Origin of the sequence: Neisseria viridiae, assembly GCF_962747995.1 — a bacterium.
In the GTDB taxonomy this organism is placed as follows: Bacteria; Pseudomonadota; Gammaproteobacteria; order Burkholderiales; family Neisseriaceae; genus Neisseria; species Neisseria viridiae.
On record NZ_CAUJAJ010000001.1, the window covers coordinates 109769 to 136157 of the forward strand.

Annotated in this window: 33 protein-coding genes and 1 pseudogene; 13 read left to right on the forward strand and 21 right to left on the reverse strand. The window is 52.8% G+C overall.

Annotated elements, in window-relative coordinates; translation table 11 throughout:
- Window positions 1–26: 26 nt before the first annotated feature.
- The 9 genes from Q9J79_RS00605 to Q9J79_RS00645 form a co-directional block, all read right to left on the reverse strand.
- Window positions 27–536, reverse strand: a complete 510-nt coding sequence (locus tag Q9J79_RS00605; protein WP_304717614.1) for a peptidylprolyl isomerase — start codon at window positions 534–536, stop codon at window positions 27–29.
- Window positions 537–641: 105 nt separating this feature from the next.
- The gene (locus Q9J79_RS00610) at window positions 642–2057 is read right to left on the reverse strand and encodes an SLC13 family permease (protein ID WP_304717615.1); all 1416 of its coding nucleotides are present in this window, start codon (window positions 2055–2057) and stop codon (window positions 642–644) included.
- A gap of 228 nt (window positions 2058–2285) precedes the next feature.
- The gene (locus tag Q9J79_RS00615; RefSeq protein WP_301673594.1) at window positions 2286–2645 is read right to left on the reverse strand and encodes a VanZ family protein; all 360 of its coding nucleotides are present in this window, start codon (window positions 2643–2645) and stop codon (window positions 2286–2288) included.
- The gene (locus Q9J79_RS00620; protein ID WP_301673595.1) at window positions 2642–2848 is read right to left on the reverse strand and encodes a dioxygenase; all 207 of its coding nucleotides are present in this window, start codon (window positions 2846–2848) and stop codon (window positions 2642–2644) included. The genes Q9J79_RS00615 and Q9J79_RS00620 overlap by 4 nt, the downstream gene beginning before the upstream one ends.
- A 59-nt stretch (window positions 2849–2907) precedes the next feature.
- Window positions 2908–3486, reverse strand: a complete 579-nt coding sequence (pth, locus tag Q9J79_RS00625; RefSeq protein ID WP_301673596.1) for an aminoacyl-tRNA hydrolase — start codon at window positions 3484–3486, stop codon at window positions 2908–2910.
- Between the two features lie 52 nt (window positions 3487–3538).
- Window positions 3539–3817, reverse strand: coding sequence for an RnfH family protein (locus Q9J79_RS00630; protein ID WP_002217575.1), 279 nt, complete (start codon window positions 3815–3817; stop codon window positions 3539–3541).
- On the reverse strand, window positions 3810–4241 hold the full coding sequence (locus Q9J79_RS00635) for a type II toxin-antitoxin system RatA family toxin (protein ID WP_301673749.1): 432 nt from the start codon (window positions 4239–4241) through the stop codon (window positions 3810–3812). The genes Q9J79_RS00630 and Q9J79_RS00635 overlap by 8 nt, the downstream gene beginning before the upstream one ends.
- A 221-nt stretch (window positions 4242–4462) precedes the next feature.
- Window positions 4463–6430, reverse strand: a complete 1968-nt coding sequence (gene ftsH, locus Q9J79_RS00640; RefSeq protein ID WP_301911507.1) for an ATP-dependent zinc metalloprotease FtsH — start codon at window positions 6428–6430, stop codon at window positions 4463–4465.
- Window positions 6431–6493: 63 nt separating this feature from the next.
- Complete coding sequence (locus tag Q9J79_RS00645; protein ID WP_301667891.1) at window positions 6494–7114, reverse strand: RlmE family RNA methyltransferase; 621 nt, start codon at window positions 7112–7114, stop codon at window positions 6494–6496.
- Between the two features lie 109 nt (window positions 7115–7223).
- On the opposite strand from Q9J79_RS00645, the gene yhbY reads away from it, so the two are divergent.
- The 5 genes from yhbY (at window position 7224) to hemB (ending at window position 9867) form a co-directional block, all read left to right on the forward strand.
- Window positions 7224–7508 (forward strand): ribosome assembly RNA-binding protein YhbY, encoded by a 285-nt coding sequence (yhbY, locus tag Q9J79_RS00650; protein WP_025457224.1) that lies wholly within the window; start codon window positions 7224–7226, stop codon window positions 7506–7508.
- A gap of 60 nt (window positions 7509–7568) precedes the next feature.
- Window positions 7569–7691, forward strand: a complete 123-nt coding sequence (locus Q9J79_RS00655; RefSeq protein WP_257392222.1) for a hypothetical protein — start codon at window positions 7569–7571, stop codon at window positions 7689–7691.
- A 68-nt stretch (window positions 7692–7759) separates the two neighbouring features.
- Entirely contained in the window at window positions 7760–8017 is a 258-nt protein-coding gene (locus tag Q9J79_RS00660) for a hypothetical protein (RefSeq protein WP_301911506.1), read from the forward strand.
- A 53-nt stretch (window positions 8018–8070) separates the two neighbouring features.
- Window positions 8071–8733 carry a zeta toxin family protein gene (locus Q9J79_RS00665; protein WP_301911505.1) on the forward strand — a complete coding sequence of 221 codons (663 nt, stop codon included), beginning with the start codon at window positions 8071–8073 and terminating at the stop codon, window positions 8731–8733.
- A 132-nt stretch (window positions 8734–8865) separates the two neighbouring features.
- Window positions 8866–9867, forward strand: coding sequence for a porphobilinogen synthase (gene hemB, locus Q9J79_RS00670; RefSeq protein ID WP_301911504.1), 1002 nt, complete (start codon window positions 8866–8868; stop codon window positions 9865–9867).
- A gap of 62 nt (window positions 9868–9929) precedes the next feature.
- On the opposite strand, the gene Q9J79_RS00675 is transcribed toward hemB, so the two are convergent.
- Window positions 9930–11087, reverse strand: a complete 1158-nt coding sequence (locus Q9J79_RS00675; RefSeq protein ID WP_301670114.1) for a trans-sulfuration enzyme family protein — start codon at window positions 11085–11087, stop codon at window positions 9930–9932.
- 202 nt (window positions 11088–11289) lie between these two features.
- Here Q9J79_RS00675 and folE2 point away from each other — a divergent pair, with 202 nt between their 5' ends.
- Both folE2 and Q9J79_RS00685 read left to right on the forward strand, forming a co-directional pair.
- Complete coding sequence (gene folE2 / locus Q9J79_RS00680) at window positions 11290–12063, forward strand: GTP cyclohydrolase FolE2 (RefSeq protein ID WP_369414975.1); 774 nt, start codon at window positions 11290–11292, stop codon at window positions 12061–12063.
- A gap of 197 nt (window positions 12064–12260) precedes the next feature.
- The gene (locus Q9J79_RS00685; RefSeq protein WP_301911502.1) at window positions 12261–12926 is read left to right on the forward strand and encodes an NAD(P)H-dependent oxidoreductase; all 666 of its coding nucleotides are present in this window, start codon (window positions 12261–12263) and stop codon (window positions 12924–12926) included.
- 54 nt (window positions 12927–12980) lie between these two features.
- On the opposite strand, the gene Q9J79_RS00690 is transcribed toward Q9J79_RS00685, so the two are convergent.
- From Q9J79_RS00690 to norM, 9 genes and pseudogenes are all read right to left on the reverse strand, one after another.
- Entirely contained in the window at window positions 12981–13739 is a 759-nt protein-coding gene (locus Q9J79_RS00690; protein WP_301911501.1) for a pseudouridine synthase, read from the reverse strand.
- A gap of 24 nt (window positions 13740–13763) precedes the next feature.
- On the reverse strand, window positions 13764–14654 hold the full coding sequence (locus tag Q9J79_RS00695; RefSeq protein ID WP_301911500.1) for an NAD(+) kinase: 891 nt from the start codon (window positions 14652–14654) through the stop codon (window positions 13764–13766).
- A 19-nt stretch (window positions 14655–14673) separates the two neighbouring features.
- The gene (locus Q9J79_RS00700) at window positions 14674–15240 is read right to left on the reverse strand and encodes a ubiquinone biosynthesis accessory factor UbiJ (RefSeq protein ID WP_301911499.1); all 567 of its coding nucleotides are present in this window, start codon (window positions 15238–15240) and stop codon (window positions 14674–14676) included.
- A gap of 50 nt (window positions 15241–15290) precedes the next feature.
- The gene (locus Q9J79_RS00705; RefSeq protein WP_301911498.1) at window positions 15291–16076 is read right to left on the reverse strand and encodes an SDR family oxidoreductase; all 786 of its coding nucleotides are present in this window, start codon (window positions 16074–16076) and stop codon (window positions 15291–15293) included.
- Window positions 16077–16195: 119 nt separating this feature from the next.
- Window positions 16196–16258, reverse strand: a pseudogene (locus Q9J79_RS00710) (transposase); the annotation flags it as partial.
- A 25-nt stretch (window positions 16259–16283) separates the two neighbouring features.
- The gene (locus tag Q9J79_RS00715) at window positions 16284–16562 is read right to left on the reverse strand and encodes a hypothetical protein (protein WP_301911497.1); all 279 of its coding nucleotides are present in this window, start codon (window positions 16560–16562) and stop codon (window positions 16284–16286) included.
- 190 nt (window positions 16563–16752) lie between these two features.
- Window positions 16753–17403, reverse strand: a complete 651-nt coding sequence (locus tag Q9J79_RS00720) for a TetR/AcrR family transcriptional regulator (protein WP_003677657.1) — start codon at window positions 17401–17403, stop codon at window positions 16753–16755.
- An 11-nt stretch (window positions 17404–17414) separates the two neighbouring features.
- The gene (murB, locus tag Q9J79_RS00725; protein WP_301911496.1) at window positions 17415–18455 is read right to left on the reverse strand and encodes a UDP-N-acetylmuramate dehydrogenase; all 1041 of its coding nucleotides are present in this window, start codon (window positions 18453–18455) and stop codon (window positions 17415–17417) included.
- A 76-nt stretch (window positions 18456–18531) separates the two neighbouring features.
- Window positions 18532–19911: a multidrug efflux MATE transporter NorM gene (gene norM, locus Q9J79_RS00730; protein WP_301911495.1), complete on the reverse strand. Its 1380-nt coding sequence runs from the start codon at window positions 19909–19911 to the stop codon at window positions 18532–18534.
- Window positions 19912–20245: 334 nt separating this feature from the next.
- Between norM and Q9J79_RS00735 the strand changes: the two genes are divergently transcribed.
- From Q9J79_RS00735 to Q9J79_RS00745, 3 genes are all read left to right on the forward strand, one after another.
- On the forward strand, window positions 20246–21418 hold the full coding sequence (locus Q9J79_RS00735; RefSeq protein ID WP_301911494.1) for an ATP phosphoribosyltransferase regulatory subunit: 1173 nt from the start codon (window positions 20246–20248) through the stop codon (window positions 21416–21418).
- 82 nt (window positions 21419–21500) lie between these two features.
- Window positions 21501–22799, forward strand: a complete 1299-nt coding sequence (locus Q9J79_RS00740) for an adenylosuccinate synthase (RefSeq protein WP_301911493.1) — start codon at window positions 21501–21503, stop codon at window positions 22797–22799.
- Window positions 22800–22892: 93 nt separating this feature from the next.
- Window positions 22893–23048, forward strand: a complete 156-nt coding sequence (locus tag Q9J79_RS00745) for a hypothetical protein (protein WP_301911492.1) — start codon at window positions 22893–22895, stop codon at window positions 23046–23048.
- Here Q9J79_RS00745 and htpX read toward each other — a convergent pair.
- Window positions 23035–23874: a protease HtpX gene (htpX, locus tag Q9J79_RS00750; protein WP_301911491.1), complete on the reverse strand. Its 840-nt coding sequence runs from the start codon at window positions 23872–23874 to the stop codon at window positions 23035–23037. The two genes, Q9J79_RS00745 and htpX, sit on opposite strands and share 14 nt — an antisense overlap.
- Before the next feature lie 216 nt (window positions 23875–24090).
- Here htpX and adk point away from each other — a divergent pair, with 216 nt between their 5' ends.
- Window positions 24091–24738, forward strand: a complete 648-nt coding sequence (gene adk / locus Q9J79_RS00755) for an adenylate kinase (RefSeq protein WP_013449205.1) — start codon at window positions 24091–24093, stop codon at window positions 24736–24738.
- A 75-nt stretch (window positions 24739–24813) separates the two neighbouring features.
- On the opposite strand, the gene Q9J79_RS00760 is transcribed toward adk, so the two are convergent.
- The gene (locus tag Q9J79_RS00760; RefSeq protein ID WP_070843357.1) at window positions 24814–25176 is read right to left on the reverse strand and encodes a hypothetical protein; all 363 of its coding nucleotides are present in this window, start codon (window positions 25174–25176) and stop codon (window positions 24814–24816) included.
- Window positions 25177–25290: 114 nt separating this feature from the next.
- Here Q9J79_RS00760 and Q9J79_RS00765 point away from each other — a divergent pair, with 114 nt between their 5' ends.
- On the forward strand, window positions 25291–25551 hold the full coding sequence (locus Q9J79_RS00765) for a helix-turn-helix domain-containing protein (protein ID WP_070765029.1): 261 nt from the start codon (window positions 25291–25293) through the stop codon (window positions 25549–25551).
- A 102-nt stretch (window positions 25552–25653) separates the two neighbouring features.
- Entirely contained in the window at window positions 25654–26385 is a 732-nt protein-coding gene (gene pyrF, locus Q9J79_RS00770; RefSeq protein ID WP_301911489.1) for an orotidine-5'-phosphate decarboxylase, read from the forward strand.
- The last annotated feature ends 4 nt before the right edge of the window (window positions 26386–26389 follow it).

The window sequence follows — 26389 nt, forward strand, 5'->3', positions numbered from 1 at the left end:
ATGCAGGCTGCTTCCGGATTGTCGGTTTATACGGCTTCGGCTTTAGTGATGATGACAGGTTCGCTCGGTACGTCATCATGGTAGCCGTGGCGTTTGGTGGATACGCCTTCGATGGCATCGACAACATCAAAACCGTCAACGACTTTTCCGAATACTGCATAGCCCCAGTCTTGGACGACGGTTTTGCCGTACAGCTCTTTAGAACGGAAGTTCAGGAAGGCGTTGTCGGCAGTGTTGATGAAGAATTGCGCACTGGCGGAATGCGGATCGGAAGTACGCGCCATGGCGATGGTGTATTTATCGTTGGGCAGACCGTTGGACGCTTCGTTTTGAATCGGATCGCGGGTTTCTTTTTCGTTCATGTTTTCATCCATGCCGCCGCCTTGAATCATGAAGCCTTTGATAACGCGGTGGAAGATTACGCCGTCGTAGAAGCCGTCTTTAACGTATTGCTCGAAGTTTTTAGCAGTAACGGGGGCTTTGTCAAAATCGAGTTCGATTTTGATGTCGCCTTTGTTGGTGTGCAGGATAATCATGGGTTTCCTTTCGTTGAAAATCACAGGCAAAATTGGGAGGCTTGCGGAAAATCCAATGCCGTCTGAACGGATTATGTCAGACGGCATCGTTTTAGGGAATCGGATTTACATCAGGAAGAAGTATGCCCACAGCGCAACCAATACCACGCAGAGGATGTTCAGCAATAAGCCGACATTCATCATTTCGCGTTGTTTGATTAAGCCTGTACCAAACACAATCGCGTTAGGCGGTGTGGCAACCGGCAACATGAAGGCACAAGATGCGCCGACACCGATGACGAATACCAAGACTTGTTCCGGCAGACCCATTTGCGCGGCGATGCTGGCGAAAATGGGCACAAGCAGGGCGGCAGAAGCCGTGTTACTGGTGAACTCGGTCAGGAAGATGATAAAGGCGGCAACCACGAAAATCACCAGCAATGCAGGAGAATGGGAGAATGTGGAAGCAACCTGTTGACCCAGTGCTTCAGATGCGCCGGAAGATTGCAGCAGCGCGCTCAAGCTGATACCGCCGCCGAAGAGCATCAATACGCCCCAGTCGGTGTTGCGGGCGACTTCCTTCCATTGCGCCACGCCGAAGACGACGACGGCAACGGCGGCAATCAGGGCGATAACGGTATCGGGGTTGGAAATACCGAATGCGGCTTTGATTTTGGAGCTGAATACCCAAGAGACGGCAGCGGCCAAGAAAATCAACAGCGCGATAACGCGGTGCAAAGTCCACGGAATCGATTCGGCTTTAACTTCCACGCGCTCGTTCAAATTAGGTTTGAGGATGACGTACATGGAGAACAGCATCAGCGGCAGAATCAGCAGCATCATCGGCAGACCGAGTTTCATCCAGCTGACGAAATCAAGATTCAGGGCTTTGGCGGCAATCATGTTCGGCGGCGAACCGACGACTGTTCCCAAGCCGCCGATACTGGCACAATAGGCGATGCCGAGCAGGACGAAAACGTAGGTTTTGCGTTCTTTTTCCTGGTCGAGGTGGCTCATCATACCCATTGCCAAAGGCAGCATCATCGCGGCGGTGGCGGTATTGCTGATCCACATGGACAGAAAGGCGGTAACGAGGAACAACATCAAAACCGCCACTTTCATATTGCCGCGCGACAGGCGCAGCAGGCTGACGGCGATTTTGCGGTCGAGACGCTGCATATGCAGGGCGGTGGCGAGTGCGAAACCGCCGAAGAAGATGTAAATCGTCGGGTCGGAGAACCCGGCCATTGCCTTTTTGATGTCTATGTCGGGGAAACCGAGTACGACGGCGAGAACCGGCACCATCAGTGCGGTTACGGTAATGTGGACGGCTTCGGTAAACCAAAGCGCGGCAACGAAAATCAGCAGCGCGATACCTTTATTGGCATCGGGACTGTAAGGCAGGATGTGGTAAATGCCGAAACAGACGACGGCGGAAATGATGGTGGTCAGCAGACCCTTAAAGTCGGTAATCGGCTTCTGCGCACTGAGCAGCTCGACGTTTTCGGGATGCTGGGTTTTGTCCTTTGCATGCAGGTTCATGAATGCTCCTTTAAGGCAACAAAATCGGTTTTTCTTTTGTGTCGTGCAATTCGAAACGGTCTGCGAAACCGCCGGTTCTGCAACTGGTTCGAGTATATTTGTAATCCGATGTAGTGTAAATATATTGTAAACGATTTGTCGGTTTTGTTTATGAGATGGGATTGATATGTAAGGAGAAAAACAGGATGCATCGAGGGGATTCATCCTGTTTGGGAGAAATAAACCGATTCAGTCCGGGCGGCAGGCGGCGCGGGCGGCAAAGAGTGCGAGAACCGTACCCGCCATATCGGCAAGGACATCGCCCAAACTGCCGGTTCTCGTTGCGGTAAACCATGCCTGAGCGCATTCGCTGACTACGGCAAAACAGAAGGCGAACGCAATCAGGCTGCGGTAGGGGATGGGAAGTTTTCCGGTTCTGAATGCTTTGGTCAGAAGCCAGATTTGTGCGAAAAACAGGGCGAGGTGCGCCACTTTGTCAAAATGCGGAAAAGGCGGCGGCGCGGTTTCGGCGGGTTTGAGCAGCGCATAGATGCCGCCGGCAAACCACAATGCCGAAAGCAGGGCAAAGCGGTTGCGCGGCAGCTTCATGCTGCCTCCTCGTCCAGCCACGTTTGGCAGATTTTGGACAGGCGCAGGAATTTTCCGCCGCGTGCGGCCAGCATATCGCGCCATTGTGCCACTTCTTCGGCAGACGGTGCGTCGTCGATGCTGCATTCGTACAGCAGGAAATTTAAAGTTTCTTCAATGACGGCAACGGATTCGGTTTGGATGAGCCGGTTGAGTTTGGACATAGTGCGGGTTCTCGCTGATGGCGGGAATGCCGTCTGAAGGGGCTTCAGACGGCATAGGGTCATTTGCTGTGCAGGAAACGTGTTGCTTCTTCCCATTTGCCGGAAATGATGTCGGGTATGGCCTGCAGGGATTTGGCGATGGCATCGTCAATCTGTTGGCGGTGTTCCGCACTGGGTTTGTTCAGGACATAGCCGACGACGAGGTTGCGGTCGCCCGGGTGGTCGATACCGAGGCGCAGGCGGTAATAGTCGGCCGTACCGAGCCGTGCCTGAATGTCTTTCAACCCATTGTGTCCGCCGTTTCCGCCGCCGAGTTTGAATTTGATCCGTCCGCAAGGGATGTCGAGTTCGTCGTGGACGACGAGGATTTCTTCGGGTTTGATTTTATAAAACTGTGCAAGCGCGGCAACCGCCTGTCCGGAACGGTTCATGAACGTGGCCGGTTTGAGCAGCCAAACATCGCCGTCGGGCAGGGTGGCGCGGGCAACTTCGCCGAAGAATTTTTTTTCTTCTTTAAACAAAGCCTTCCACTTCCAAGCCAGTTCGTCGAGGAACCAAAAACCCGCATTGTGGCGGGTCTGTTCGTATTCTTTGCCCGGGTTGCCCAAGCCGACAACCATTTTGATTGTGTTTGACATGATATTTTCCGTGTTTCTGTCGAATGCCGTCTGAAGACTTCAGACGGCATGGTTATTCTTCTTGATTTTGAACGCGTTTGCGGCGCGCTTCTTTGGGGTCGATCAACAGCGGGCGGTACACTTCGATGCGGTCGCCGTCGCGCAGCGGCGTATCGTCTTTGACGGCTTTGCCGAAAATGCCCAAAGGCGCGGAATGCAGGTTTAAATCTTCAAATATGCCGTCCAAACCGCTTTGCAGTGCGGCGGCGCGGACGGTTGTTCCCTCGGCAAGCTGCATCGTTTTCAAAACCTGCCGGTCGGGCAGACCGTACACAATCTCAATTTCAAGCATAACGGCGATCCGCCTCTTTAACGAACGCCTCGACCAGCGTGGCGGAAAGGTGGTTGAATACGGGGGAAATTAAGGCAGACAAAACGGCATTGGAAAAATCGTATTCCAAATTGAATTCGATTTTGCACATATCGTCGCCCAAATCGATGAATTTCCACGTTCCACGCAAGGTTTTGAACGGGCCTTCGAGCAGTTCCATACGGATTTCCCTGCCGGGGATGTTGCGGTTGTGCGTGGCGAATGATTGGCGAACGTGCATATAGTCCATAAACAGCCGCGCCTTCAGTTCGTTGTCGTTGCGCCCGATGACCTCGGTTTTGCTGTACCACGGTAGAAAGTTCGGGTAATCCTCAACCTTGTCGACCAGCTCGAACATTTTGTCCGCGCTGTGCAGCACCAAGATGTTTTTTTCAACTTTTTTCACGGGCATCACCAATGCGGTCGTGTATTCGAAGGGCGGTATTATAGCGGTTTAATTTTAAACCGGTACAGCCTTGCCCCGTTCTGATTTCAATTTAAACCGCCATATCGCAGATTCGCAAAAACCGATACGGCTTTGGCGTTTCAGACGGCATTGGGCGGAAAATGCCGTCTGAAAACGGGATGGGAAAACGGCAGCTTGCGGGCTGCCGTTTGTTCGGGGAGTTAAGCCTTGTTTTCAGGCTGCTGCCCGGACTTTGTCGAAGCGGTGTCTGCCGGGGCAGGTGCTCCGGTTTTTTCCCGAGCCGGAGCGTGCGGCGCGTTATCTTCCGCCGCATCCGCATTCTCGCGCAGGTTGTGGCTGTAATCCTTGGGCGGACTGGGTTGTTTGCCCGCCATAATTTCCAGCACTTGATCGCGGTCGATGGTTTCCCATTCCATCAGGGCTTTGCACATCGTTTCCATCTTGTCGCGGTTTTCATCGAGGATTTTGTAGGCAACCTGATACTGCTCGTCCAGAATCCGGCGGATTTCCGCATCGATGTCCTGCTGGGTTTTCTCGGAAATATTTTGCGAACGGGTTACGCTGCGTCCCAAGAAGACTTCGCCTTCGTTTTCCGCATAAACCATCACGCCCATTTTGTCGCTCATACCGTAGCGCGTCACCATTTCGCGCGCCATTTGGGTTGCGCGTTCAAAGTCGTTTGATGCGCCGGTGGAGATGCGTCCGACGAAGATGTCTTCGGCAATCCGTCCGCCGAACAGGATGGAGAGTTGGCTCAACAACTGATCTTTATACATACTGATGCGGTCGCGCTCCGGAAGCTGCCAAGTCAGGCCCAGTGCGCGTCCGCGCGGCATAATGGTTACTTTGTGGACGGGGTCGGTAAAGGGCAGGCTTTCGGCAACAATCGCGTGTCCGGACTCATGATACGCCGTCGCACGTTTTTCGTCTTCGTGCATCACCATACTGCGGCGTTCCGGACCCATATAGATTTTGTCTTTGGCATCTTCAAAATCGCTCTGATCGACTTTGACTTTGTTGCGGCGGCCGGCAAACAGGGCGGCTTCGTTGACCAAGTTCGCCAAGTCCGCACCGGAAAAGCCCGGCGTGCCGCGCGCGAGGGACAATAAATCCACGGATTCGTCCAAAGGCACTTTTTTAGAATGGACGTTCAAAATCTGTTCGCGCCCCCGGATGTCCGGCAGGGGGACGACGACTTGGCGGTCGAAACGGCCGGGGCGTTGCAGCGCGGGGTCGAGTACGTCGGGGCGGTTGGTTGCCGCAATGACGATGACGGTTTGGTTGCTCTCAAAACCGTCCATTTCAACCAATAATTGGTTTAATGTTTGCTCGCGCTCGTCGTTGCCGCCGCCCAATCCTGCGCCGCGTTGGCGGCCTACTGCGTCGATTTCATCAATAAAGATGATACAGGGGGCGTTTTTCTTCGCCTGCTCGAACATATCGCGGACGCGGCTCGCGCCGACACCGACAAACATTTCGACAAAATCGGAACCGGAGATACTGAAGAACGGCACGCCGGCTTCGCCTGCAATGGCTTTTGCCAGCAGGGTTTTACCCGTACCCGGGCTGCCCGCCAGCAGGATGCCGCGCGGTACGCGCCCGCCCAAGCTTTGATAGCGGTTCGGGGCTTTCAGGTAATCGACGATTTCCTGCACTTCTTCTTTGGCTTCGTCGCAGCCGGCGACATCGGCAAAGGTCACTTTGTTGGCATCTTTGTCCAGCAGGCGCGCACGGCTTTTCCCGAACGAGAATGCGCCGCCTTTTCCGCCGCCGCCCGTCTGCATACGCATAAAGTAGAACCACGCGCCAATCAGCAACAATACGGGCAGCAGGCTGTAAAACAGGGCAGCCAGCGCGCTCGGTTTTTCTTCCGGCGTTACTTTTACGCGGACGTTTTTGTCCAAAAGCGTTTTGATTAGGTTGTCGTCCAAAGGCGCGTTGGTAAAGAAGGTGCTTTTGTCGGTGCGCTCGCCTTTAATCAGGTAACCGCTGACGACGGATCCTTCGATGTTGACGCCGGATACTTCGCCGTTGTTGACCTGTTGGATGAACTGAGAATATTCGATTTGTCCGTTGTCTTCTTTTTTACCGTCTAAAGCGTTGAACGCAGCCATCAGGCCGATACCCAAGGCGACCCAGACAAGGATTGATTTAAAGGTGTTCCCCACTTAGCAAGGCTCCATAATTGAGGTGTAAAACGGAAATGATTGTAAAACACGCCGTCTGTATTGTCAGCGTTTATTTTTGCCCAATAAATAAATCTCACTGGAGCGATTGCGCGAGGCTTCGGGTTTGCGCGTCTGCACCGTGCCGAAAATTTCGCGCATGGCTGCCATGTATTCCTGATAGCCTGCACCCTGAAAGACTTTGACCAAAAAGCTGCCTCCGGTTTTCAGGTGTTGCGAGGCGAAGTCCAAAGCCAGTTCGCACAGATAAAAGCTGCGTGCCTGGTCGGTTACGGCATTGCCCGACATATTGGGCGCCATATCGCAGATTACAAGGTCGAGCGGGCGGTTGTCCAACAAGGTTTCAAATTGTGCCAGTACGTCGTTCTCGCGGAAGTCGCCCTGAATGAAGGACACGCCCCCTATGGCTTCCATAGGCAGGATGTCCAAGGCGAAAACTGCTCCGGAAGTACCCGTCAGCTTGGCGGCAACCTGCGACCAGCTTCCCGGCGCGCTGCCCAAGTCGGCAAGTACCGTGCCGGGTTTGATTAATTTGTCTTTTTCGTTGATTTCCAAAAGTTTGTATGCGGCACGGGCGCGGTAGCCGTCTTTTTGCGCCATATGGACGTAATGATCGTTGACGTGTTCGTGCAGCCACGCTTTTGAGGATTTGGAACGTACAGCCATAGTGGTTCGCGGGTCGGAATGTAAACTGCGTATTGTACGTTAATTTTGCCGTTGCCGTGCCAAATCGCGTACAATGCCGCATTATTCTTTTTATTCAAGCAGTAGGAAAATGACGGATACCAAATTGAACACCAAAGAAATTTTGGAACTGAAAGCGCGCGCGCACCATCTCCATCCTGTTGTGATGGTCGGTCAGCAGGGTTTGACGGACGCGGTCATTAAGGAAACCGATGCGGCACTGACGGCGCATGAGCTGATTAAAGTGCGCGTATTCGGCGACGACCGTGCCGAGCGTATCGAAATCTGCAATGCCTTGTGTGAGGCGGTTGACGCGCAACCTGTTCAGCATATCGGGAAACTTTTGGTATTGTGGCGTAAGAATATCGAAGCCTGATTTTGGAAGCGGTGTGCAGACACCGCTGTTTTTATTGCTGTTCTTTAACGGTTGGTGCGGTTGAAATCTTGTGCTGTCTATTCTTCAGACGGCATGAGTGCTAAGGAATGTGCCGTTTATGCCGCCGATACTTTGGACGGCTTGAAAGAAACGGTTGAAGCGTTGAGAAAGGTGGACGGTTGAGTACCGATGCCGTCTGAAATGTCTGCTGTCCGAATAGTCTGACGGCCGGGGTTGGCAGTCTGTGAGTGATGGCATTGCAGACCATCCTTACGGTCGGTTTTTTTAATATTGGGGCTTTTATGTGTACGTTGATGCAGAAAGACAGCTTGCTGAATGGCATTTCCCAGACTTTGGGCCTTATTGTCATCCAAACGGGAGGGCGTAATGAAGACAGTAAGATTCTTGCGGGATTGCGCAACAGATTATACGGTCTTGCGCCGGAAGAAATTGATTATGAAGCGGTTGCAAAATTGGTAAAAGAAAAATTTGAGATTTACAAATTATGACGGCGTGTATGGACAATGAAGTGGAAAAGGCGTTTCCTGCGGTTTAGAATGACTTGCTCGAAGCTAGATGCATCACTCCACAAGAAAAGCCTTGGGGAATTGTTTTGGGCGGTATGCCGGGGTCGGGGAAATCGATCCTTATCCAAAAAGTAGAAGAAGAATTGAATGGGAATGTTATTCCTGTCAATGGAGATGATTTCAGAATCTATCATCCTGACTTTAAAGAAATATATGCGAATCACAAAGGGGATTTTCCCAAATACACGTCTGATTTTTCAAATAAAATGGTGGAACGTGTAATTGGGGAGGCGGTGAAAAACAGATTCAATATCGTGGTTGAAGGAACTTTTAGAAATCCCAATGTGCCTGTCAATACTTTATCGATATTTGAAGAACGGGGCTATCACACAAAGGCAGCCATTATTGCAATCAATAAAAATGTGGCATGGGAATCTGCGATAGACAGATACCGTCATGATATGGAAAACGGGTTCTATGCCAGAAAAGTGGATAAATCTTCTTTTGAAGAGGTTGCAGACAATTTGGCTGAAAATGTCCAAATCGTTTTGGAAAGCGGCAAAGCTTCAGTGTTGGAAGTGTATTCGAGAGGAGGGAAATTGTTTGATTCCGGCACGGATCATCCGAAAGAGGTTGAAGGCGTTGTCAATCATGAGCTGCAAGGATTCAATCTGCAGGGGAAAAACATATCAGACTGATTGTCCTTTGGCGGTTGATTTTATTTAATATTTTGTTTTGTAATGTATTTTTGTACAGGCTGTTTTTTTAAATCTCAAACGGAGATGCTTGCTGTCCGTTTGATTGGTTGACAGAGTGATTGGAGAGATATTATGCAGTTTCCTTACCGCAATGTTCCGGCTTCGCGTATGCGCCGTATGCGCAGGGACGATTTTTCACGCCGCCTGATGCGCGAACACACGCTGACCGCCGATGATTTGATTTATCCGGTGTTCGTATTGGAGGGGGCGGCTCGTGAGGAGGATGTGCCTTCTATGCCGGGTGTGAAGCGTCAGAGTTTGGACAGGCTGCTGTTTACGGCGGAAGAGGCGGTGAAGCTCGGTATTCCGATGTTGGCACTCTTTCCCGTGGTTACGGCAAACAAAACCGAGCGTGCGGAGGAGGCGTACAATCCCGAAGGACTCGTGCCGACAGCCGTTCGCGCCTTGCGCGAGCGTTTCCCGGAACTGGGCATTATGACGGATGTCGCGCTCGATCCTTATACGGTTCACGGTCAGGACGGGCTGACGGACGAAAACGGTTATGTGATGAACGATGAAACCGTAGAGGTTTTGGTCAAGCAGGCTTTGTGCCACGCTGAAGCGGGCGCGCAGGTGGTTGCCCCTTCCGATATGATGGACGGGCGTATCGGTGCGATTCGCGAGGCTTTGGAGGATGCCGGACATATCCACACGCGGATTATGGCATATTCCGCCAAATATGCTTCTGCATTCTACGGTCCTTTCCGTGATGCGGTAGGCAGTTCGGGCAATTTGGGCAAGGCAGATAAAAAGACCTATCAGATGGATCCGGCAAATACCGATGAGGCACTGCATGAAGTGGCGCTCGATATTCAGGAAGGTGCGGATATGGTGATGGTGAAGCCCGGTTTGCCGTATTTGGACGTTGTCCGCCGCGTGAAGGACGAGTTCGGCGTACCGACTTATGCCTATCAGGTTTCGGGAGAATATGCGATGTTGCAGGCGGCGATTGCCAACGGCTGGCTGGACGGCGGCAAAGTGGTTTTGGAAAGTCTGCTGGCATTCAAACGCGCGGGCGCGGACGGGATTTTGACCTATTACGCCATTGAGGCGGCAAAGATGCTGAAGCGTTGATATTTGATTCGCAATATTGAAATGCCGTCTGAAACTATGGTTTCAGACGGCATTTTTACGGTTTACAAAGTCGTATCGAGTGCGGCGGAAATATCGTTCCAAATATCATCTACGTCTTCAATACCGATGGAGAAGCGCAGCAGACCGACTTTGATGCCCATTTCCATTTTCACATTATGCGGTACGCCGCTGTGGGACTGGGAATAGCAATGGTTGACCAGACTTTCCACGCCGCCGAGGCTGGAGGCCATTTTGACCAGTTTCATGTTTTTAATCACGCTGTTTGCCGCTTCACGCGTATCGTTTTTGAGATAAACCGTAACCACGCCGCCGATGCCTTTAGGCATTTGTGTTTTCGCCAGTTCATAATGTTCGTGCGACGGCAGGCAGGGATGGAACACTTTTTCAATGGCAGGATGGGCTTCCAAACGGCGTGCGATTTCGAGTGCGTTTTTGCAGTGTGCCTCCATACGCAGGGCAAGCGTTTTGATGCCGCGCAACACCAGCCAGCAGTCCATCGGACCGGCAACCGCGCCGGTATGCACCATCATATCGTGCAAAGGCTGCGCCAGTTCTTTGGTTTTGGCAACGACGATACCCATCAATACATCCGAATGGCCGCACAAATATTTGGTAGCGGAATGGAATACAAAATCGCAACCCATATCCAAGGGCTGTTGCAGATACGGCGTGGCAAAAGTGTTGTCGATACCGACCAGCGCACCGGCTGCTTTGGCTTTCGCCGCAAGGGCTTTGATGTCTACCAAGCGCAAAAGCGGGTTGGACGGCGTTTCCAGCCAAACCAGTTTGACCTTGTGCGCTTTGAGCAGCTCGTCCAAATTATCCGGCTTGCCCAAATCGGCAAAAACAACGTTCACCCCCCATTTTTGATAAACATCGACCAATAAATCATAAGCACCACCGTAAATATCGGCGACTGCGACAATGGTATCGCCCGGGCGCAGGAATGTGCGCCATACGGCATCAATCCCCGCCATACCGCTGGAAAACGCAAAACCTGCCGCACCGTGTTCCAAATCGGCAACGGTGTCTTCTAAAATCTGACGGGTCGGGTTGCTCAGGCGCGAATAGCGGTAAGGCACATTTTCGCCAATCTCGTGCAACGCGAACATACTGTTTTGATAAATCGGCGGCATCAGCGCGCGGTTGTGTTTGTCGCAATCGTAGCTGGAATGAATGGCGCGGGTCGGGAATTTCATCTGTTTCTGCCTTGTAAGATATGAATAAGTCGGGATTTTATCACTATCCCGAAAATAGAAACAATCAATGCAGCCGCCAAAAGCAAGTGATATAATCTCGCATTTGCAGGCAGGCGACCGACAGCGTTTTTTCAGACGGCATCTGCCTGCCATACAATACACACATCTCAATAATTATCTGAATATTAAGGACAAACAACGCATGAACGCCATTGCAGACGTGCAATCCAGCAGAGATTTACGCAACCTGCCGATCAATCAGGTCGGCATTAAAGACCTGCGCTTCCCGATTACCCTGAAAACCGCCGAAGGAACGCAATCCACGGTTGCCCGCCTGACCATGACGGTTTATCTGCCCGCCGAGCAGAAGGGTACGCATATGTCGCGCTTTGTCGCATTGATGGAGCAACATTCTGAAGCCTTGGATTTCGCACAATTGCATAGGCTGACTGCCGAAATGGTCGCGCTTTTGGACTCCCACTCCGGTAAAATCAGCGTTTCTTTTCCGTTTTTCCGCAAGAAAACCGCCCCAGTTTCCGGTATTCAGTCTTTACTGGATTATGATGTCTGCCTCACGGGCGAAATCAAAGACGGGGCATACGACCACAGCCTCAAAGTCATGATTCCCGTAACCTCGCTTTGCCCGTGTTCCAAAGAAATTTCCCAATACGGCGCGCACAACCAGCGTTCGCACGTTACCGTCAGCCTGACTGCCGATGCCGAAGTCGGTATCGAGGAAGTCATCGATTATGTGGAGGCGCAGGCAAGCTGCCAACTCTACGGTCTGCTTAAACGCCCCGATGAAAAATATGTTACCGAAAAAGCCTACGAAAACCCGAAATTCGTGGAAGATATGGTGCGTGATGTCGCTACTTCGCTGATTGCCGACAAACGCATCAAGAGTTTCGTTGTCGAGAGCGAGAATTTCGAGTCTATCCACAACCATTCGGCTTATGCCTATATCGCCTACCCGTAGGCGTGTTTGCGATGAACCAAATGCCGTCTGAAAGGCGTTTGGGCGTTATTGGCGAATCTGCCGCCGCTTCACTTTCCGAGCCGCCGAAGGACGGGCAAAGTCCGGATAAGGTCCGACGGCGAGGGCGGATTGTATGGTGCGGCAGAGCCGTATCGGTTTGAAATCAATTTGCAATCAAAGTAATAAAAGGATGCACGATGACAGTATTAAGCAAAGAGCAGGTCCTATCCGCATTTAAAAACCGCAAGTCGTGCCGGCATTACGATGCGGCACGCAAAATCAGTGCCGAGGATTTTCAGTTTATTTTAGAACTTGGGCGTTTGTCGCCCAGTTCGGTCGGTTCGGAGCCTTGGCAGTTTGTTGTGGTTCAAAATCCTGAAATCCGACAGACCGTCAAGCCGTTTTCTTGGGGTATGGCGGATGCTTTGGATACCGCCAGTCATTTGGTGGTGTTTTTGGCGAAGAAAAATGCCCGCTTCGACAGCCCGTTTATGTTGGAAAGCCTCAAACGGCGCGGCGTTACCGAACCGGATGCCGTAGAAAAATCTTTGGCGAGGTATCAGGCGTTTCAATCCGACGACATCAAGATTTTGGACGATTCGCGCGCCTTGTTTGACTGGTGTTGCCGTCAGACCTATATCGCGTTAGCCAACATGATGACGGGTGCGGCGATGGCAGGTATCGATTCCTGTCCGGTGGAAGGTTTCAACTATGCCGATATGGAACGCGTATTGTCCGGGCAGTTCGGTTTGTTCGATGCGGCAGAATGGGGCGTGTCCGTTGCCGCGACATTCGGCTACCGGGTTCAGGAAATCGCCACGAAAGCGCGCAGGCCCTTGGAAGAAACCGTTATTTGGGCATAAGGCAATGCCGTCTGAAAACGCAAGGATTTTCAGACGGCATTTTTTAATGCTTATTTAAAACGATTCGCCGGGAGCGAGATAACGCCATTTGCCGGGCGGCAGCCTGCCGAGTTTGACCTTGCCCATCCTGATGCGTTTCAGCCCGACGACGCGCAGTCCGACCAGTTCGCACATACGGCGGATTTGCCGCTTTTTACCTTGTTTCAATACGAAACGCAGTTGGTCTTCGTTTTGCCATTCTACTTTGGCGGGACGCAGTTTCTCACCGTCCAAACTCAATCCGTGATTCAGTAAGGCAAGTCCTTTTTCGTCCAATTTGCCGCGCACGCGCACCAAATATTCTTTTTCACTGCCGCTGTTTTCGCCGATAAGCTGTTTGGCGATACGGCCGTCTTGCGTCAATACCAGCAATCCGACCGAGTCGATGTCCAGCCTGCCGGCGGGGGCAAGACCGATTTTGTGTTTCGGATCGAAACGGATGCGGCCGGTGTCGCCTTCCCAGCGGTTTTCGGGGGTAATCAGTTCGGCGGCGGATTTATAGCCTTTTTCCGCTTGTGCGCTGACATAGCCGACGGGTTTGTTCAACAGGATGGTGATGCGTGCCGCCTGCTGTTCGTGGGCTTTCTTGTTCAGTTCGATACGGTCTGCCGGTGAAACTTTCTGACCGAGTACGGCGGTTTTGCCGTTGACCGTTACCCAGCCCTGTCCGATGTAGCCGTCGGCTTCGCGGCGCGAACAAAGCCCGAGTTGCGCCATACGTTTGGACAGGCGCACGGCATCTTCTGTATGGCCGGGGGGAGTTTTTGGATTCATAGGTGTTTTCCGGTAAGGGTCGGTTCAGACCAATTGTTCGCCCCAGTGCAGTTTTTGGCGCAGGGTTTTGAAATATTGGTAGTCGGTCGGGTGCAAAATGCGTAAGGGGTTGCGGTAGCGGCGGATGGTGATGCGGTCGAGGCTTTGCACGTCGATATGGGTTTGACCGTCGAAATGGACGCGCGCGTCGCCGCCTTGGGTAACGAGGATTTCGATTTCGGACGTGTCCGGAATGGCGATGGGGCGGTTGGTCATAGATTGCGGGCAGATGGGGACGAGCGTGAAGGCGTGCAAACCTGCCTGCATGATGGGGCCGCCGGCGGCAAGCGAATAGGCGGTCGAACCGGTCGGGGTGGAGACAATCAGCCCGTCCGAACGTTGTGTATAGACGAATTCCTGATTGACGAAGACTTCAAATTCAATCATTTGTCCGGCGCCGCCCCGTGAGAGGACGGCATCGTTGAGGGCGATGGCGCGTTCGGCGGTTTTGCCTTCGCGGATGAGTGCGGCTTCAATCAGGATGCGCTCTTCGGCAAGGTATTTCCCTTCTAAAACGGGCAATAGCTTGTCCGTCATATATTCGCGGGGAACTTGGGTCAGGAAGCCCAAATGACCTTGGTTGATACCGATAATCGGAACGGCGCGCGGGGCGATTTCGCGGGCGGCGGAGAGAAAAGTGCCGTCTCCGCCCAAAACGGCGACCAGGTCGCAGTATTGTCCCAGTTCGGTTTTGTTGACGATGTGGCAGCCGTCGGTGTCTTGGGTATAGATGCAGCCTTCCCTTATGCCGACTTCGTCGAGATAGACGGTAAAGCCGTGCTGCTTCAAAAAGGTAATCAGCGTGTGTGCGGTGTCTTGGATGTCGGGCGTGTTGGGGCGGGTTACGATGCCGATGTTGTGAAAAGGGCTGTTCATGTCGGATGCCGTCTGAAGGTTAGTCTATCCAAATGTCGCGTTCGAGCCGGTCGAGGCGTTCGTTGAGGCGTTCCACGCCGTCGCGCAGTCTGCTTATTTCGTCGAGGCAGTCGGCAAGGGCTTCGTTGCCGATGTTTGCGGACTCGGGTTCGCGGGAAAATCCGCCGATTTGTTCGGCGATGTTCCTGCCGATTTGTTTGATGCCGTGTCCGATGTCGACGGCACGGCTGCCGATGCCTGCCTGCGTGCCGAAAATCCGTGCCAATTCGTCCGATGCGCGGGAACGCAGGCTGCCGAGCAGGGACAGTACCGCGATGCCGAGGATGAGGTCGCCTTCGAGCCCGATGTCGCCCGCCCCGGGTTCGCCGCCTTGGAGGATTTTCTGTATCGCGCTGTTGCGGAAGATGATTTCGGTGTCTGCAAAGCCGTTTCCCGCCGAGAGCAAACCATCTTCCGTGATGCGTCCCGCCAGTTTCAGCCCGGCAATGTTCAGGGTCAGTGTTTTGCCTGCAAAGGCGGCAAGTTCCGAGCGGCTGTCCGGGTTTTGCAGAATCAGGCGGTTGATGATGGGGAGGAGGGCGGACATATTTTCTGATTGGGGCGGAGAATGCCTGTTTGTTGCTGTTGCCGCTTATTTTACAGGCTTAAGCCGTTATCGCAAACGGTACGGATGATTTTGCCCACGCTGTTGTCGGGTGCGAAATCCGGCTCGGGCAGGCCGAGTTTGGCGGCTTCTTCCGTATAAAATTCGCGGCGTGCCGGGTGGCGCGGTTCGATAATGTTTTTCAGCCGCCTGCCGCCGGGTTTGAATGCCGTCTGAAACAGGGTTTCAACGGCGATATCACGGTGGGCGATGTTGACGGGGCGGTTGCCGCCTGGGATGTTTTGCTTTTGAACAAGGCGGCTGATGGGATGGCGTTCGGCGCAATAGAGCCCGCCCAGCCGCAGGATGTCGATGTTCGGCACGCCGCTGTCGAGCAGGTATTGCTCGGCGGCAAGGATTTGGCGGGCAGACTCGGTTTGCGGATCGGGTGTGGCAGTTTCGTCGCATTCGCGCGCCTTATCGCCGTAAACGCTGGTGCTGCTTGTGAAAATCAGGTGTTGCACGTTACACGCCCGGGCAAGTTCTGCCCATTGTTTGACGGTGTCGGCGTAATGCGTCAGCGAGGATGGCGGCAAAAGACAGAACCAGACGGATTTGTCGGCGTGGTGCCGCCACAATGCCGTCTGAAAGGCATCGGTGCTGCCGAGGTCGAAGGTGTCGAGGTGTATGGGCAGATTGATATCGTCCGAAGTCAGGCTGCGTTTGACGGCGGCAACGCGGCTGCCGTGTTGGTAAAGTTTCTGCGCCAAAGGACGACCGAGGTAGCCTAAGCCTAAGATAGATGCGTCGGGGGAGGTGGAAAGAGGGTTATGTATCATGTTTATAGATGGATGCCGTCTGAAAATATAGTGGATTAACAAAAACCGGTACGGCGTTGCCTCGCCTTAGCTCAAAGAGAACGATTCTCTAATGTGCTGAAGCACCAAGTGAATCGGTTCCGTACTATCTGTACTGTCTGCGGCTTCGTCGCCTTGTCCTGATTTAAAGTTAATCCACTATAAAAACGAAGTTACTCTATTAAGAAATTAGTCAATCAGTAGGCACGTCCCAATTTGGGTAGCACCATCCCAAAAAGGAAAAGTATCTCCCTCTTTCAACTCAACTGGAGCATCTGTAATTAGCAAATAACAAACTCCAATAGATAAGAATCCTTGCTCCTTGGGAGAAGTCTCAAAATCAACAACAAGAGTCCAAACCTCACCATTCACATACAGCTGAGTGTGTAGTCGAGTTGTATCTGGCAATTCTTTTGACTCTCTAATGAAATATTCTTTCAGCCATTCTATGAGAACTACTTTTTTCATTAGTGAGAATCTATTTTTACTCGTTGACTATTAACAGAAGTTACAATGGTGCTAGAGTTGTTGAGCTGATCTATATCTATTGCTAGAGCATCTCCAATTGCATCTAGGTTTTTGACCTTATATGCCCCAGATAAGATCTCATCATCTATCTCAAATCCGACTACATATATAGGCTCAGACGGCATGGAAATTATGACTGCGCACCGCCGATTTTCCGGTCGTATTCTTCGCGGTGTTCCGGCAAGAGGTAGGGGCGCAGGAGGCTTAAGGTACGACGGACGCCGCGTGCTTTGGAGTCTTCGGTCAGCTTGGTACGCCCGCGCAGGGAGCTGTCGAAGTCGAACCAGTATTTCGTTACCATCCACATATTGACGGCTAGGTCGTTCATGGCGGTTTGGTCGGCTTGGATGATGTTCAGACCGTTGAGCTGGGTGAGCAGGTTGACCAAGAGCGGGGAGACTTTGGCTTGGGTGAAGGTGTTGTGTTCGCCCAATAGTTCGGCACTGCGCGCAAGCAGGGTGTTCACGTCGCTAAAGAGGAAGCGGTATTCCCACATGACGTCATAAATGCCCGCCATATAGTTGATGGAGTCTTCCACATCGGACGGCAGCACGGCTTCATTCAGGTATGCCAGCAGGGCTTCGCTGTAACGTTTGAACAGTTGGACGATGATTTCGTCTTTGTTGCGGAAGTGGTAATAGAGATTGCCCGGACTGATGCCCAAATGCGCCGCGATATGGTTGGTGCTGATGTTGCGCTCGCCTTCCTCGTTGAAAAGCGCAAGGCTGGCGTCGATGATGCGGGTGTAAGTATTGGTTTTTGCAATGCGGGTCACGGGCATACTCCTTGGATTTACAGGCTGAACGAAGCGGGCAGCCAATTGGGTTCGGCGTGTAATTCTACCTGAAATTGAGTAAATACTGTATTGCAGACGTGTTGCGCCAGTTTCCAGATGTCGTCTGAAGAAGCATTGTTTTTGTTCACTAAAACCAAAGCCTGCCGGTCATGTACCGCCGCGCCGCCAATTTGGAAGCCTTTCAGACGGCATTGGTCGATCAGCCAGCCGGCGGCGAGTTTGACCGAACCGTCCGGCTGCGGATAATGCGGCATATCGGGATGCTGCTGCAACAGGGTGGCGGCTTTTTCCGCGCTGACGACGGGGTTTTTAAAGAAACTGCCGACATTACCAAGTACGTTAGGATTAGGCAATTTACTGTTGCGGATTGCACACACTGCATCGGAAACATCTTTCGCCGTCGGCGCCCTGCCCGCGCTCCGTTCGGCAACGGCGGCCGCCAAATCGCCGTAACCCAAATTCGGCTCGAAACGCTCTTTCAGGGCGAATACGACCGAAACAATCACATAACGTCCTCTGCCTTCCTGCTTGAACAGGCTTTCGCGGTAGGCGAAGCGGCAATCGGCATTGGAAAGCTCGACAAAGGTTTCCGTATCCAAATCGAAGCAGCGCACGCTGTGAATCACGTCTTTCGCTTCCACGCCGTATGCACCGATGTTCTGCACGGGCGACGCGCCGACCGTACCCGGAATCAGGCTCAGGTTTTCCAAACCGTTCAAGCCCAGAGCGACGGTGTGCAACACGAAATCGTGCCAAATTTCGCCCGTCTGCGCTTCAATCAGAACCATGCCGTCTGAACGCGCAATCTCGCGTATGCCTTTGTTTTCCATGTGTACGACCAAGCCGTCGTAATCCTGCATCAAAAGGATGTTGCTGCCGCCGCCCAGCCATAAAACGGTATCGCGGTCGAACTCGGGCAATCGGACGATGTCGCGCAACTCGTCGGCGTGTTCGAGCGCGATAAAGGCTCGGGCTTGGGCGCGCAGGCCGAAAGTGTTGTAGGGGGTGAGGTCGGTTTGGTATTGGATGGGTTGCATGGGTTTAAACTTTAAAATGGGTATTGTCAGTAGCGGGCTTCAGTCCATTGTTTCGATATTTTAATCGGCGGAGTTTTCAGACGACCTTATGCGATCTGACCATCTCCCTGCTGCACAATTCCAAGCACCACACCAAGGCGACGGCGGCGATGGTGAGCGAGGCGATCAATGCCGTCCAGAAGCCGTAAATTCCCATATCGAAACGGTAGGCGAGCAGGTAGCCCGGCAGCAGGCCGCAGCCCCAGAAGGCGGCGGCGTGGATGAACATCGGAACCTTGGTAACTTTATAGCCGCGCAGGGTGTAGGACGCGATACATTGGGTGAAGTCTGCCGGTTGGAACAAGCCGGCGAACAGCAGGACGGTGGCGGCGATGCTTAAAACCGCCGGATCATTGTTGTACATACTTACCAGCGGCGAACGGAATAATACCAAAGAAAGCACGGTAATCACGGCGAGCATCCAGCCCGACACCAGCGACACGCCCGAAATATAACGCGCCCGCGAAAATTCGCGCCGCCCCAGCGAAAAGCCGATACGCACCGTCCCCGCCGAGCCGACGCTTTGCGGAATCATATAGAGAATCCCCGACAAACTGATGCCGACCTGCTGCGCCGCCACATAATCCTCGCCGAAGGGCGCAATCAAAAACACGATAAACGAAAACGCGCTGGCTTCCAAAAAATAAGACAGCCCGATGGGCGCGCCGATTTTCCAAATCTGTTTGAACACCGCCCAATCCGGTTTGCCGAATTTTGCCGTCAGTCCGAACGGGCGGAAGAATTTTTCCTTGGCGATATAAATCCACAACGCCAGCGCGCTGAACCAGAACACCGCCATCGTCGCCAGTCCGCAGCCCGCGCCGCCCAAAGCGGGCATACCGAATTTGCCGTAAACGAAAATATAGTTCAGCGGCACGTTCAACACAAACGCCGCGAAGCTGACCAACATAATCAGGCGCGGGTGGTTCAGGCTGGAAGCGTAGGCGTGCAGGGCGCGGTGCACCATTGCCGCCGGCATCGCCAGACTGGTAAACAACATATATTGCGCCATTGTGCCTTCCACATAATCGCTCAAGGTCAGCCAGTTGCGGAACGGCGTAATCGCCGCCCACATCAATGCCATGCCGAAAATTCCCAAGATCAGCCCGAACCAAATCCCCTGCCGCCCCGTTTCGCCCACTTCGGCGGTTTTACCCGCGCCGTAAAGCTGGGCAATCATCGGGTTCAGCGCCGCCATAATGCCCATAAAGGTAATATAAACCGTGGCAAACGCGCTGCTGCCCAAAGCCACCGCCGCCAAATCCTCCTTACCCGCACCGCCCGCCATCACGGTATCGACGAAACCGATGCCCACCTGTGCGACCTGCGCCAACAACATGGGCAGGGCAAGGGCGGTCAGCAGGCGGACTTCTTTCAGGAAGACGGAAAAGGAAAAGCGGTCGAGGTCGAGCAGCATAAGTGTTCAATCAACAAAAATGCCGTCTGAAACAAAAAAACGGCAGCAGGGAGTGATGAGAAATAGTGGTGCACATTATATAGTAAAAAAATGCCGTGCCGTCAGACGGCGGATACAGGTATAAAAGTATATTCAGATTGTGTGTATTTTATGGTAAAGTTTGGTTTTAACAACTTGACGGCATTGAGCCGTCGGACAGGGGCTGTTCGGATTCTGAATCGGAAGGAAGCATCGCCGTTTTGACAGCGGCGTGATGCGTTGCGGCAAAGATGCCGTCTGATTGCGGATCGGGCAGCCTTTTGTGTTTGCAAAATAAAATAGAAGGCAGATTCTCATGCAGACTTGGCAGCTTCCGGAACATATCGCCGACGTACTGCCCACGAACGCGCGGCAGCTTGAAAGCGCGAGGGAGCAGTTGTTGGCACTGTTCCGCGTACACGGTTACGAGTTGGTCCAACCCCCGGTGATGGAATACAGCCACTCCCTGCTGACGCATATTGACGCAGGCTTGTCGTTGAAAACCATTTTGGTGGTCGATCAGTTGAGCGGCAGGCAGTTGGGCATCCGTGCCGATATTACGCCGCAGGTGGCGCGTATCGATGCTCATCTTTTGTCCGCCAACCAAGGGATTAACCGGTTGTGTTACGCAGGCTCCGTGTTGCACGCGCAGCCTGACGGTCTGCTGAATATGCGCGAACCCTTGCAGGCGGGTGCGGAAATGTACGGTTTCGCCGACATCCGTGGCGATATCGAACTGATTGACCTGATGCTCAAAAGTATGAAGATTGCCGATATGGGCGAAGTTTTGCTGTCGCTGGGGCATATCGGCGTATTCCGCGCCCTATCCGATGCGGCGCATCTCAATGCCGAGCAATCGGCAGAACTTTTGTCGCTGATGCAGGATAAAGATACCGGGGCGGTCGAAGCGCAGGTCAAGGCTTGGAAGCTGGACGGTATGTGGGCAAAAGCATTCTCGCTGCTGCCGCGCCTGTACGGCGGGCGGGAAGTGTTGTCCGACGCGCGCGGACGGTTGCCGGATTTGTCGGCGGTCGGCGGCGCGTTGGACGAATTGCAGGCGGTGTGCGACGCATTTCCCGATAATGAAATCCATATCGACTTGTCCGAGCTGCGTGTCGACAATTACCACACGGGCTTGCTGTATGCCGCCTATGCCGCCGATTTCCACGACGCGGTCGCGAGAGGCGGGCGTTATGACGGATTGGGCGGATATTTCGGCAGGGCGCGCCCGGCAACGGGATTCAGTTTCGACTTGCGCAGCTTTATCGGGCGTTTGCCCGCCATCGAACGGCAGCCCGCCGTGTTGGTCGATGCGGAAGATGCCGAAGCGGCGCGCGAAGCAGTCGAAGCCTTGCGTGAACAAGGGCAGTGTGTCGTGATTGACTACGGTATCGGACACAATGTTTCGGAAGAGCTTGCAGGCCGTCTGAAAAAGACGGACGGCGTTTGGCAGGTCGTGAAATGCCAAATACCCGTTCATAGCGGATGAAAGGCAAACCGGGGCGGGGCGCAAAGCCGCACCGGTTTGGGGATTTCCGCAATAATTTTTAATATCGATAGGTTATATGGCTATGGCTAAAAATGTTGTAGTAATCGGCGCACAGTGGGGCGACGAGGGTAAAGGTAAAATCGTTGACTGGCTGGCGGAAGAAGCCGGCGGCGTCGTGCGCTTCCAAGGCGGTCACAATGCGGGTCATACTTTGGTCGTCGGCGGCAAAAAAACCATTTTGCGCCTGATTCCGAGCGGCATCCTGCACGAAGGATTGGATTGCTTTATCGGTTCGGGCGTTGTCGTTTCCCCCGAAGCCCTGTTGGGCGAAATCGACGAGTTGAACGCGGCGGGCGTGAAAAACGTCGAAGGCCGTTTGAAAATCGCGCCGACCTGCCCGCTAATCCTGCCTTACCACATCGCGCTCGACCAAGCCCGCGAAGCATCGCGCGGCAAAGGCAAAATCGGCACGACCGGACGCGGCATCGGTCCTGCCTACGAAGACAAAGTGGCACGCCGCGCCATCCGCGCCGCTGATTTGCTGCATCCCGAAAAACTGCGTGAAAAACTGGATGCCGTCCTTGCCTATTACAATGTTCAACTGCAACATCTGCACAATGCCGATCCGGTGAAAGCGGAAGACGTGATGGCGGTTATCGAAAAAGTCGCGCCGCGCATTACGCCGATGATTACCGACGTATCCCGCGTGTTGAACGAGAAAAACAAAAACGGCGAAAAACTGCTGTTTGAAGGCGCGCAAGGTGCGTTGTTGGACATCGACTACGGCACTTACCCCTTCGTTACCTCGTCCAACTGCCTCGCCGGCGCGGCTTCGGCAGGCGCGGGCGTAGGTCCTCAAATGCTGGATTATGTTTTGGGCATCGTCAAAGCCTATACCACGCGCGTCGGCTCAGGCCCGTTCCCGACCGAATTGTTCGACGAAGTAGGCGCAGGTTTGGCGGAACGCGGACACGAATTCGGTTCGGTAACCGGCCGCGCGCGCCGTTGCGGCTGGTTCGATGCCGCCGCCCTGAAACGCTCCATCCAAATCAACGGCATTTCCGGTATGTGCATTACCAAACTTGATGTAATGGATGGCGTTGAAACCATCAATATCTGTGTCGGCTACGAATCGCCCGACGGCGGCAAAACCGACATCCTGCCTTGCGGTTCGGACGCGGTGGAAACCTGCAAGCCGATTTACGAAACTATGCCCGGCTGGCGCGAATCGACCTTCGGCGTGAAAAACTACGACGCATTGCCCGAAAACGCCAAAGCATATTTGAAACGGATTGAAGAAGTCTGCGGCGCACCGGTCGCCATCGTCTCCACCGGCCCCGACCGCGAGGAAACGATTGTGCTGCATCATCCGTTCGCATAAGGTTTTGCAGTGAAAATGCCGTCTGAAGCCCTAATTGGTTTCAGACGGCATTTTTACCGCTGTTTTATCTGATATTCTCTGTCCGGAAACGGTTTGTCGGGGATATATCAATGCGGCGTATCCGGTACGGAAATTAGTAAGGTCGGTGCCGGTATGGCAAACCCGATGTTTTCAGACGGCATATACGAAAAAACCGTACTGCTTGCGCGTACGGTTTTTGCCGTTTCAAATCGGTTTAAAGCGATTTGAGGCGGGCGATTCGGTTGTCCAGTGAAGGGTGGGTGCTGAGCAGGCTGTCGCGCGTATCTCCGGCGATGCCCATTGCGTTCATTTCTTCGGGCAAATCGACCGGGTTGCCTTTGAGCCTTTGCAGGGCGGAAATCATTTTCGGCGCACCGACCAGTTTTGCCGCGCCCGCATCGGCGCGGTATTCGCGTTGGCGGCTGAACCACATGACAATCAGGCTGGCAAGGAAGCCGAACAGGATTTGAAATACGGTGCTGACGAGGAAGTAAGTCCCTTGGGATTGGCTGCCGTCGTTGTTTCGGGCAATCAGGTTGGCAATAATGCGCGACAGGAACACGACAAAGGTATTGACCACGCCTTGAATCAGCGTCAGCGTAACCATGTCGCCGTTTCCGACGTGCGCCATTTCGTGCGCCAACACGGCTTCCACTTCGTCGCGTGTCATATGGTCGAGCAAACCGGTGCTGACGGCGATCAGGGAGCTGTTTCTCGATGCGCCCGTGGCAAAGGCATTGGGTTCGGGGGAGTGGTAGATGGCGACTTCGGGCGTTTTCAGGTTCCATTGCCGCGCTTGGGCTTCGACAGTGTTCAAAAGCCAGGCTTCTTCTTCGGTGCGCGGCGTGTCGATGACTTCCGCGCCGACCGATTGTTTGGCGATGAATTTGGACATCAGCAGCGAAATAATCGAACCAGTGAAGCCGACGACGGCGGAATACGCCAACAGGCTGCCCGCGCCGCCCCGGCTGTTGATGCCCAGAACCGCCAAAACAATGTTGATTACGACCAAAACAGCGATATTGGTAGCCAAAAACAGAAAAATGCGTTTCACGGATGTTCCTTTTTGGTAGGGTTTTGTGTTTTTTGAATTGAGGGGGATTGTCCCAAAAAGTTGCCGGCTTGTGAATATCAGGCTCGGCAAAGGTATGCAAAACATTTGTTTGCAAATGGCAGTTTGTGCAGTTGGTTTTTGAACTATTGTGCCAAGCCGTGTAGAATCGTAAACCATCTGTTTGATTCCAATAAACACATTTAAAAGGATCACTTCATGAAAGCATTACTTTTAGGCGCACCGGGCGCGGGCAAAGGCACTCAGGCGCAATTCATCACCGCAGCGTTCGGCATTCCGCAAATCTCTACCGGCGACATGCTCCGTGCCGCGATTAAGGCAGGCACGCCCTTGGGTTTGGAAGCGAAAAAAATCATCGATGAAGGCGGTTTGGTGCGCGACGACATCATTATCGGCATGGTCAAAGAACGCATCGCGCAAGACGACTGCAAAAACGGTTTCCTGTTCGACGGCTTCCCGCGTACATTGGCACAAGCCGAAGCGATGGTTGAAGCCGGTGTGGATTTGGACGCTGTGGTTGAAATCGATGTACCTGACAGCGTGATTGTCGACCGCATGAGCGGCCGCCGCGTGCATTTGGCTTCCGGCCGTACCTACCACGTTACCTACAATCCGCCTAAAGTTGAAGGCAAAGACGACGTAACCGGCGAAGATTTGATTCAGCGCGACGACGACAAAGAAGAAACCGTGAAAAAACGCCTTGCCGTTTACCACGAGCAAACCGAAGTTTTGGTCGATTTTTACAGCAAGCTGGAAGGCGAACACGCGCCGAAATACATCAAGGTTGACGGCACTCAGCCGGTAGAAGCCGTAAAAGCCGAAGTATTGAAAGGTTTGGGCAAATAAGTTTTGTCGAAGTAAAATCATGAGGCCGTCTGAAAAAATATTTTCAGACGGCCTTTTCATATTATTGTATGTGGGTCAACTGAATTTTTGTTCCAGTTCTTTTGCTAGAGTCCATCCTGCTGCTTCAAGTAATGCAACAGAAATAGTTGGTGCAACAACGCTGCCTAAGCCTGGAATTAATTTTGATAATTCTTTTGCTATTGTTTTTATGGGTTGTTTTAACATGGTATTTTTAATTGCAGCAATAGCCATTGCTTTGGCAGCTGCTTCGGTCATATTACCACCAAAAACAGCACAAAGGCTTGTGCACATGGTAGTCATTGTAACCATATCTGTAGCAATACCCAGTCCCGGTACGGGTACGGCGTTGCCTGCGGCAGCAGCAATTGCATGAGAATGAATAATTTTATGGCATTTTGATTCTTGGTCTGGTGTCATGGTTTTCTCACAATAAATAGGTAAAGTATAAAATCATCAAATACTACGTTATTCGTAGTAAATAATCAAGAGAAATATACGAAATTCGTAACTTTGATTTTTAGGATGGAAGTTATGAATTTACAAGAAGTTTTTACAAGGCGATTTAAGGAAGCGAGAAAAGCAAAAAATTTGACGCAGGAGAAGCTGGGACTGGCGATAGGATTAGATGAGTTTGTGGCAAGTACGCGTATTAATCGTTATGAGAAAGGAAATCATCAGCCTGATTTGAATACTTTGCAGAAAATTGCTGAAGTATTGGAAGTTCCACCAGCCTTTTTTTTCAGCGATGATGAATTTTCTGTAAAAATTTTAGATTTATATAAGAATAATTAAGGTGTGTTGTGATGAGGCCGTCTGAAAAAATATTTTCAGACGGCCTTTTGTGTACAAAAGCTGTTAAAATCGAAGTTATAACCGTTTATCCGCAGGCATCTTATGAATCCCTTAATCTCCGACTTCCAAACCCAGCAACAACGTACTCCCGTTATCGTCGCCCTTGATTTTGCCAACGAAAAAGACACGCTCGGATTTGTCCGCAATCTTGACCCGACACTATGTCAAATCAAAATCGGCAAAGAGCTGTTTACCGCAACCGGCCGCAGTTTGGCAGAAAGCCTGATTCATCAGGGTTTCAAACTCTTTCTCGATTTGAAATACCACGACATTCCCCACACCGTTGCGCAAGCCTGCAAAGTCGCCGCCGATATGGGCGTGTGGATGGTCGATATGCATGCCTCAGGCGGCCGCCGTATGATGGAAGCCGCCGCCGAAGCCGTCGCCGGATACGGCACGAAGCCGCTCTTAATTGGCGTAACCGTGTTGACCAGCATGGAACAAAGCGATTTGGTGGAAATCGGTTTGAACATCGCTCCCGAAGAGCAAGTCATCCGCTTGGCGAAACTGGCGCAAAGTTCGGGCTTGGACGGCGTGGTCTGTTCCGCCCAAGAAGCCGCGCCGCTGCGCCGCGAGTTGGGTCAGGATTTTGTCTTGGTTACACCGGGTATCCGCTTGGACGTTGCCGGCAACAACGACGACCAACGCCGCATTATGACGCCCGCCGAAGCCTTGGCGGCGGGTTCGACTTATCTGGTGATGGGTCGCCCCATTACCCGAGCCGCCGATCCGGTCGCCGTATTACGCGAAGTGAACCGCGTGGCGAACGCTTAAACAT

Excerpts from the sequence above, each read along its gene's own strand:
- Q9J79_RS00605 (WP_304717614.1), bottom strand. The coding sequence starts at position 536 with ATGATTATCCTGCACACCAACAAAGGCGACATCAAAATCGAACTCGAT.
- Q9J79_RS00610 (WP_304717615.1), bottom strand. The coding sequence starts at position 2,057 with ATGAACCTGCATGCAAAGGACAAAACCCAGCATCCCGAAAACGTCGAG.
- Q9J79_RS00615 (WP_301673594.1), bottom strand. The coding sequence starts at position 2,645 with ATGAAGCTGCCGCGCAACCGCTTTGCCCTGCTTTCGGCATTGTGGTTT.
- Q9J79_RS00620 (WP_301673595.1), bottom strand. The coding sequence starts at position 2,848 with ATGTCCAAACTCAACCGGCTCATCCAAACCGAATCCGTTGCCGTCATT.
- pth (WP_301673596.1), bottom strand. The coding sequence starts at position 3,486 with ATGTCAAACACAATCAAAATGGTTGTCGGCTTGGGCAACCCGGGCAAA.
- Q9J79_RS00630 (WP_002217575.1), bottom strand. The coding sequence starts at position 3,817 with ATGCTTGAAATTGAGATTGTGTACGGTCTGCCCGACCGGCAGGTTTTG.
- Q9J79_RS00645 (WP_301667891.1), bottom strand. The coding sequence starts at position 7,114 with ATGGCTGTACGTTCCAAATCCTCAAAAGCGTGGCTGCACGAACACGTC.
- yhbY (WP_025457224.1), top strand. The coding sequence starts at position 7,224 with ATGACGGATACCAAATTGAACACCAAAGAAATTTTGGAACTGAAAGCG.
- Q9J79_RS00660 (WP_301911506.1), top strand. The coding sequence starts at position 7,760 with ATGGCATTGCAGACCATCCTTACGGTCGGTTTTTTTAATATTGGGGCT.
- hemB (WP_301911504.1), top strand. The coding sequence starts at position 8,866 with ATGCAGTTTCCTTACCGCAATGTTCCGGCTTCGCGTATGCGCCGTATG.
- Q9J79_RS00675 (WP_301670114.1), bottom strand. The coding sequence starts at position 11,087 with ATGAAATTCCCGACCCGCGCCATTCATTCCAGCTACGATTGCGACAAA.
- folE2 (WP_369414975.1), top strand. The coding sequence starts at position 11,290 with ATGAACGCCATTGCAGACGTGCAATCCAGCAGAGATTTACGCAACCTG.
- Q9J79_RS00685 (WP_301911502.1), top strand. The coding sequence starts at position 12,261 with ATGACAGTATTAAGCAAAGAGCAGGTCCTATCCGCATTTAAAAACCGC.
- Q9J79_RS00690 (WP_301911501.1), bottom strand. The coding sequence starts at position 13,739 with ATGAATCCAAAAACTCCCCCCGGCCATACAGAAGATGCCGTGCGCCTG.
- Q9J79_RS00695 (WP_301911500.1), bottom strand. The coding sequence starts at position 14,654 with ATGAACAGCCCTTTTCACAACATCGGCATCGTAACCCGCCCCAACACG.
- Q9J79_RS00700 (WP_301911499.1), bottom strand. The coding sequence starts at position 15,240 with ATGTCCGCCCTCCTCCCCATCATCAACCGCCTGATTCTGCAAAACCCG.
- Q9J79_RS00705 (WP_301911498.1), bottom strand. The coding sequence starts at position 16,076 with ATGATACATAACCCTCTTTCCACCTCCCCCGACGCATCTATCTTAGGC.
- Q9J79_RS00715 (WP_301911497.1), bottom strand. The coding sequence starts at position 16,562 with ATGAAAAAAGTAGTTCTCATAGAATGGCTGAAAGAATATTTCATTAGA.
- Q9J79_RS00720 (WP_003677657.1), bottom strand. The coding sequence starts at position 17,403 with ATGCCCGTGACCCGCATTGCAAAAACCAATACTTACACCCGCATCATC.
- murB (WP_301911496.1), bottom strand. The coding sequence starts at position 18,455 with ATGCAACCCATCCAATACCAAACCGACCTCACCCCCTACAACACTTTC.
- norM (WP_301911495.1), bottom strand. The coding sequence starts at position 19,911 with ATGCTGCTCGACCTCGACCGCTTTTCCTTTTCCGTCTTCCTGAAAGAA.
- Q9J79_RS00735 (WP_301911494.1), top strand. The coding sequence starts at position 20,246 with ATGCAGACTTGGCAGCTTCCGGAACATATCGCCGACGTACTGCCCACG.
- Q9J79_RS00740 (WP_301911493.1), top strand. The coding sequence starts at position 21,501 with ATGGCTAAAAATGTTGTAGTAATCGGCGCACAGTGGGGCGACGAGGGT.
- adk (WP_013449205.1), top strand. The coding sequence starts at position 24,091 with ATGAAAGCATTACTTTTAGGCGCACCGGGCGCGGGCAAAGGCACTCAG.
- Q9J79_RS00760 (WP_070843357.1), bottom strand. The coding sequence starts at position 25,176 with ATGACACCAGACCAAGAATCAAAATGCCATAAAATTATTCATTCTCAT.
- Q9J79_RS00765 (WP_070765029.1), top strand. The coding sequence starts at position 25,291 with ATGAATTTACAAGAAGTTTTTACAAGGCGATTTAAGGAAGCGAGAAAA.
- pyrF (WP_301911489.1), top strand. The coding sequence starts at position 25,654 with ATGAATCCCTTAATCTCCGACTTCCAAACCCAGCAACAACGTACTCCC.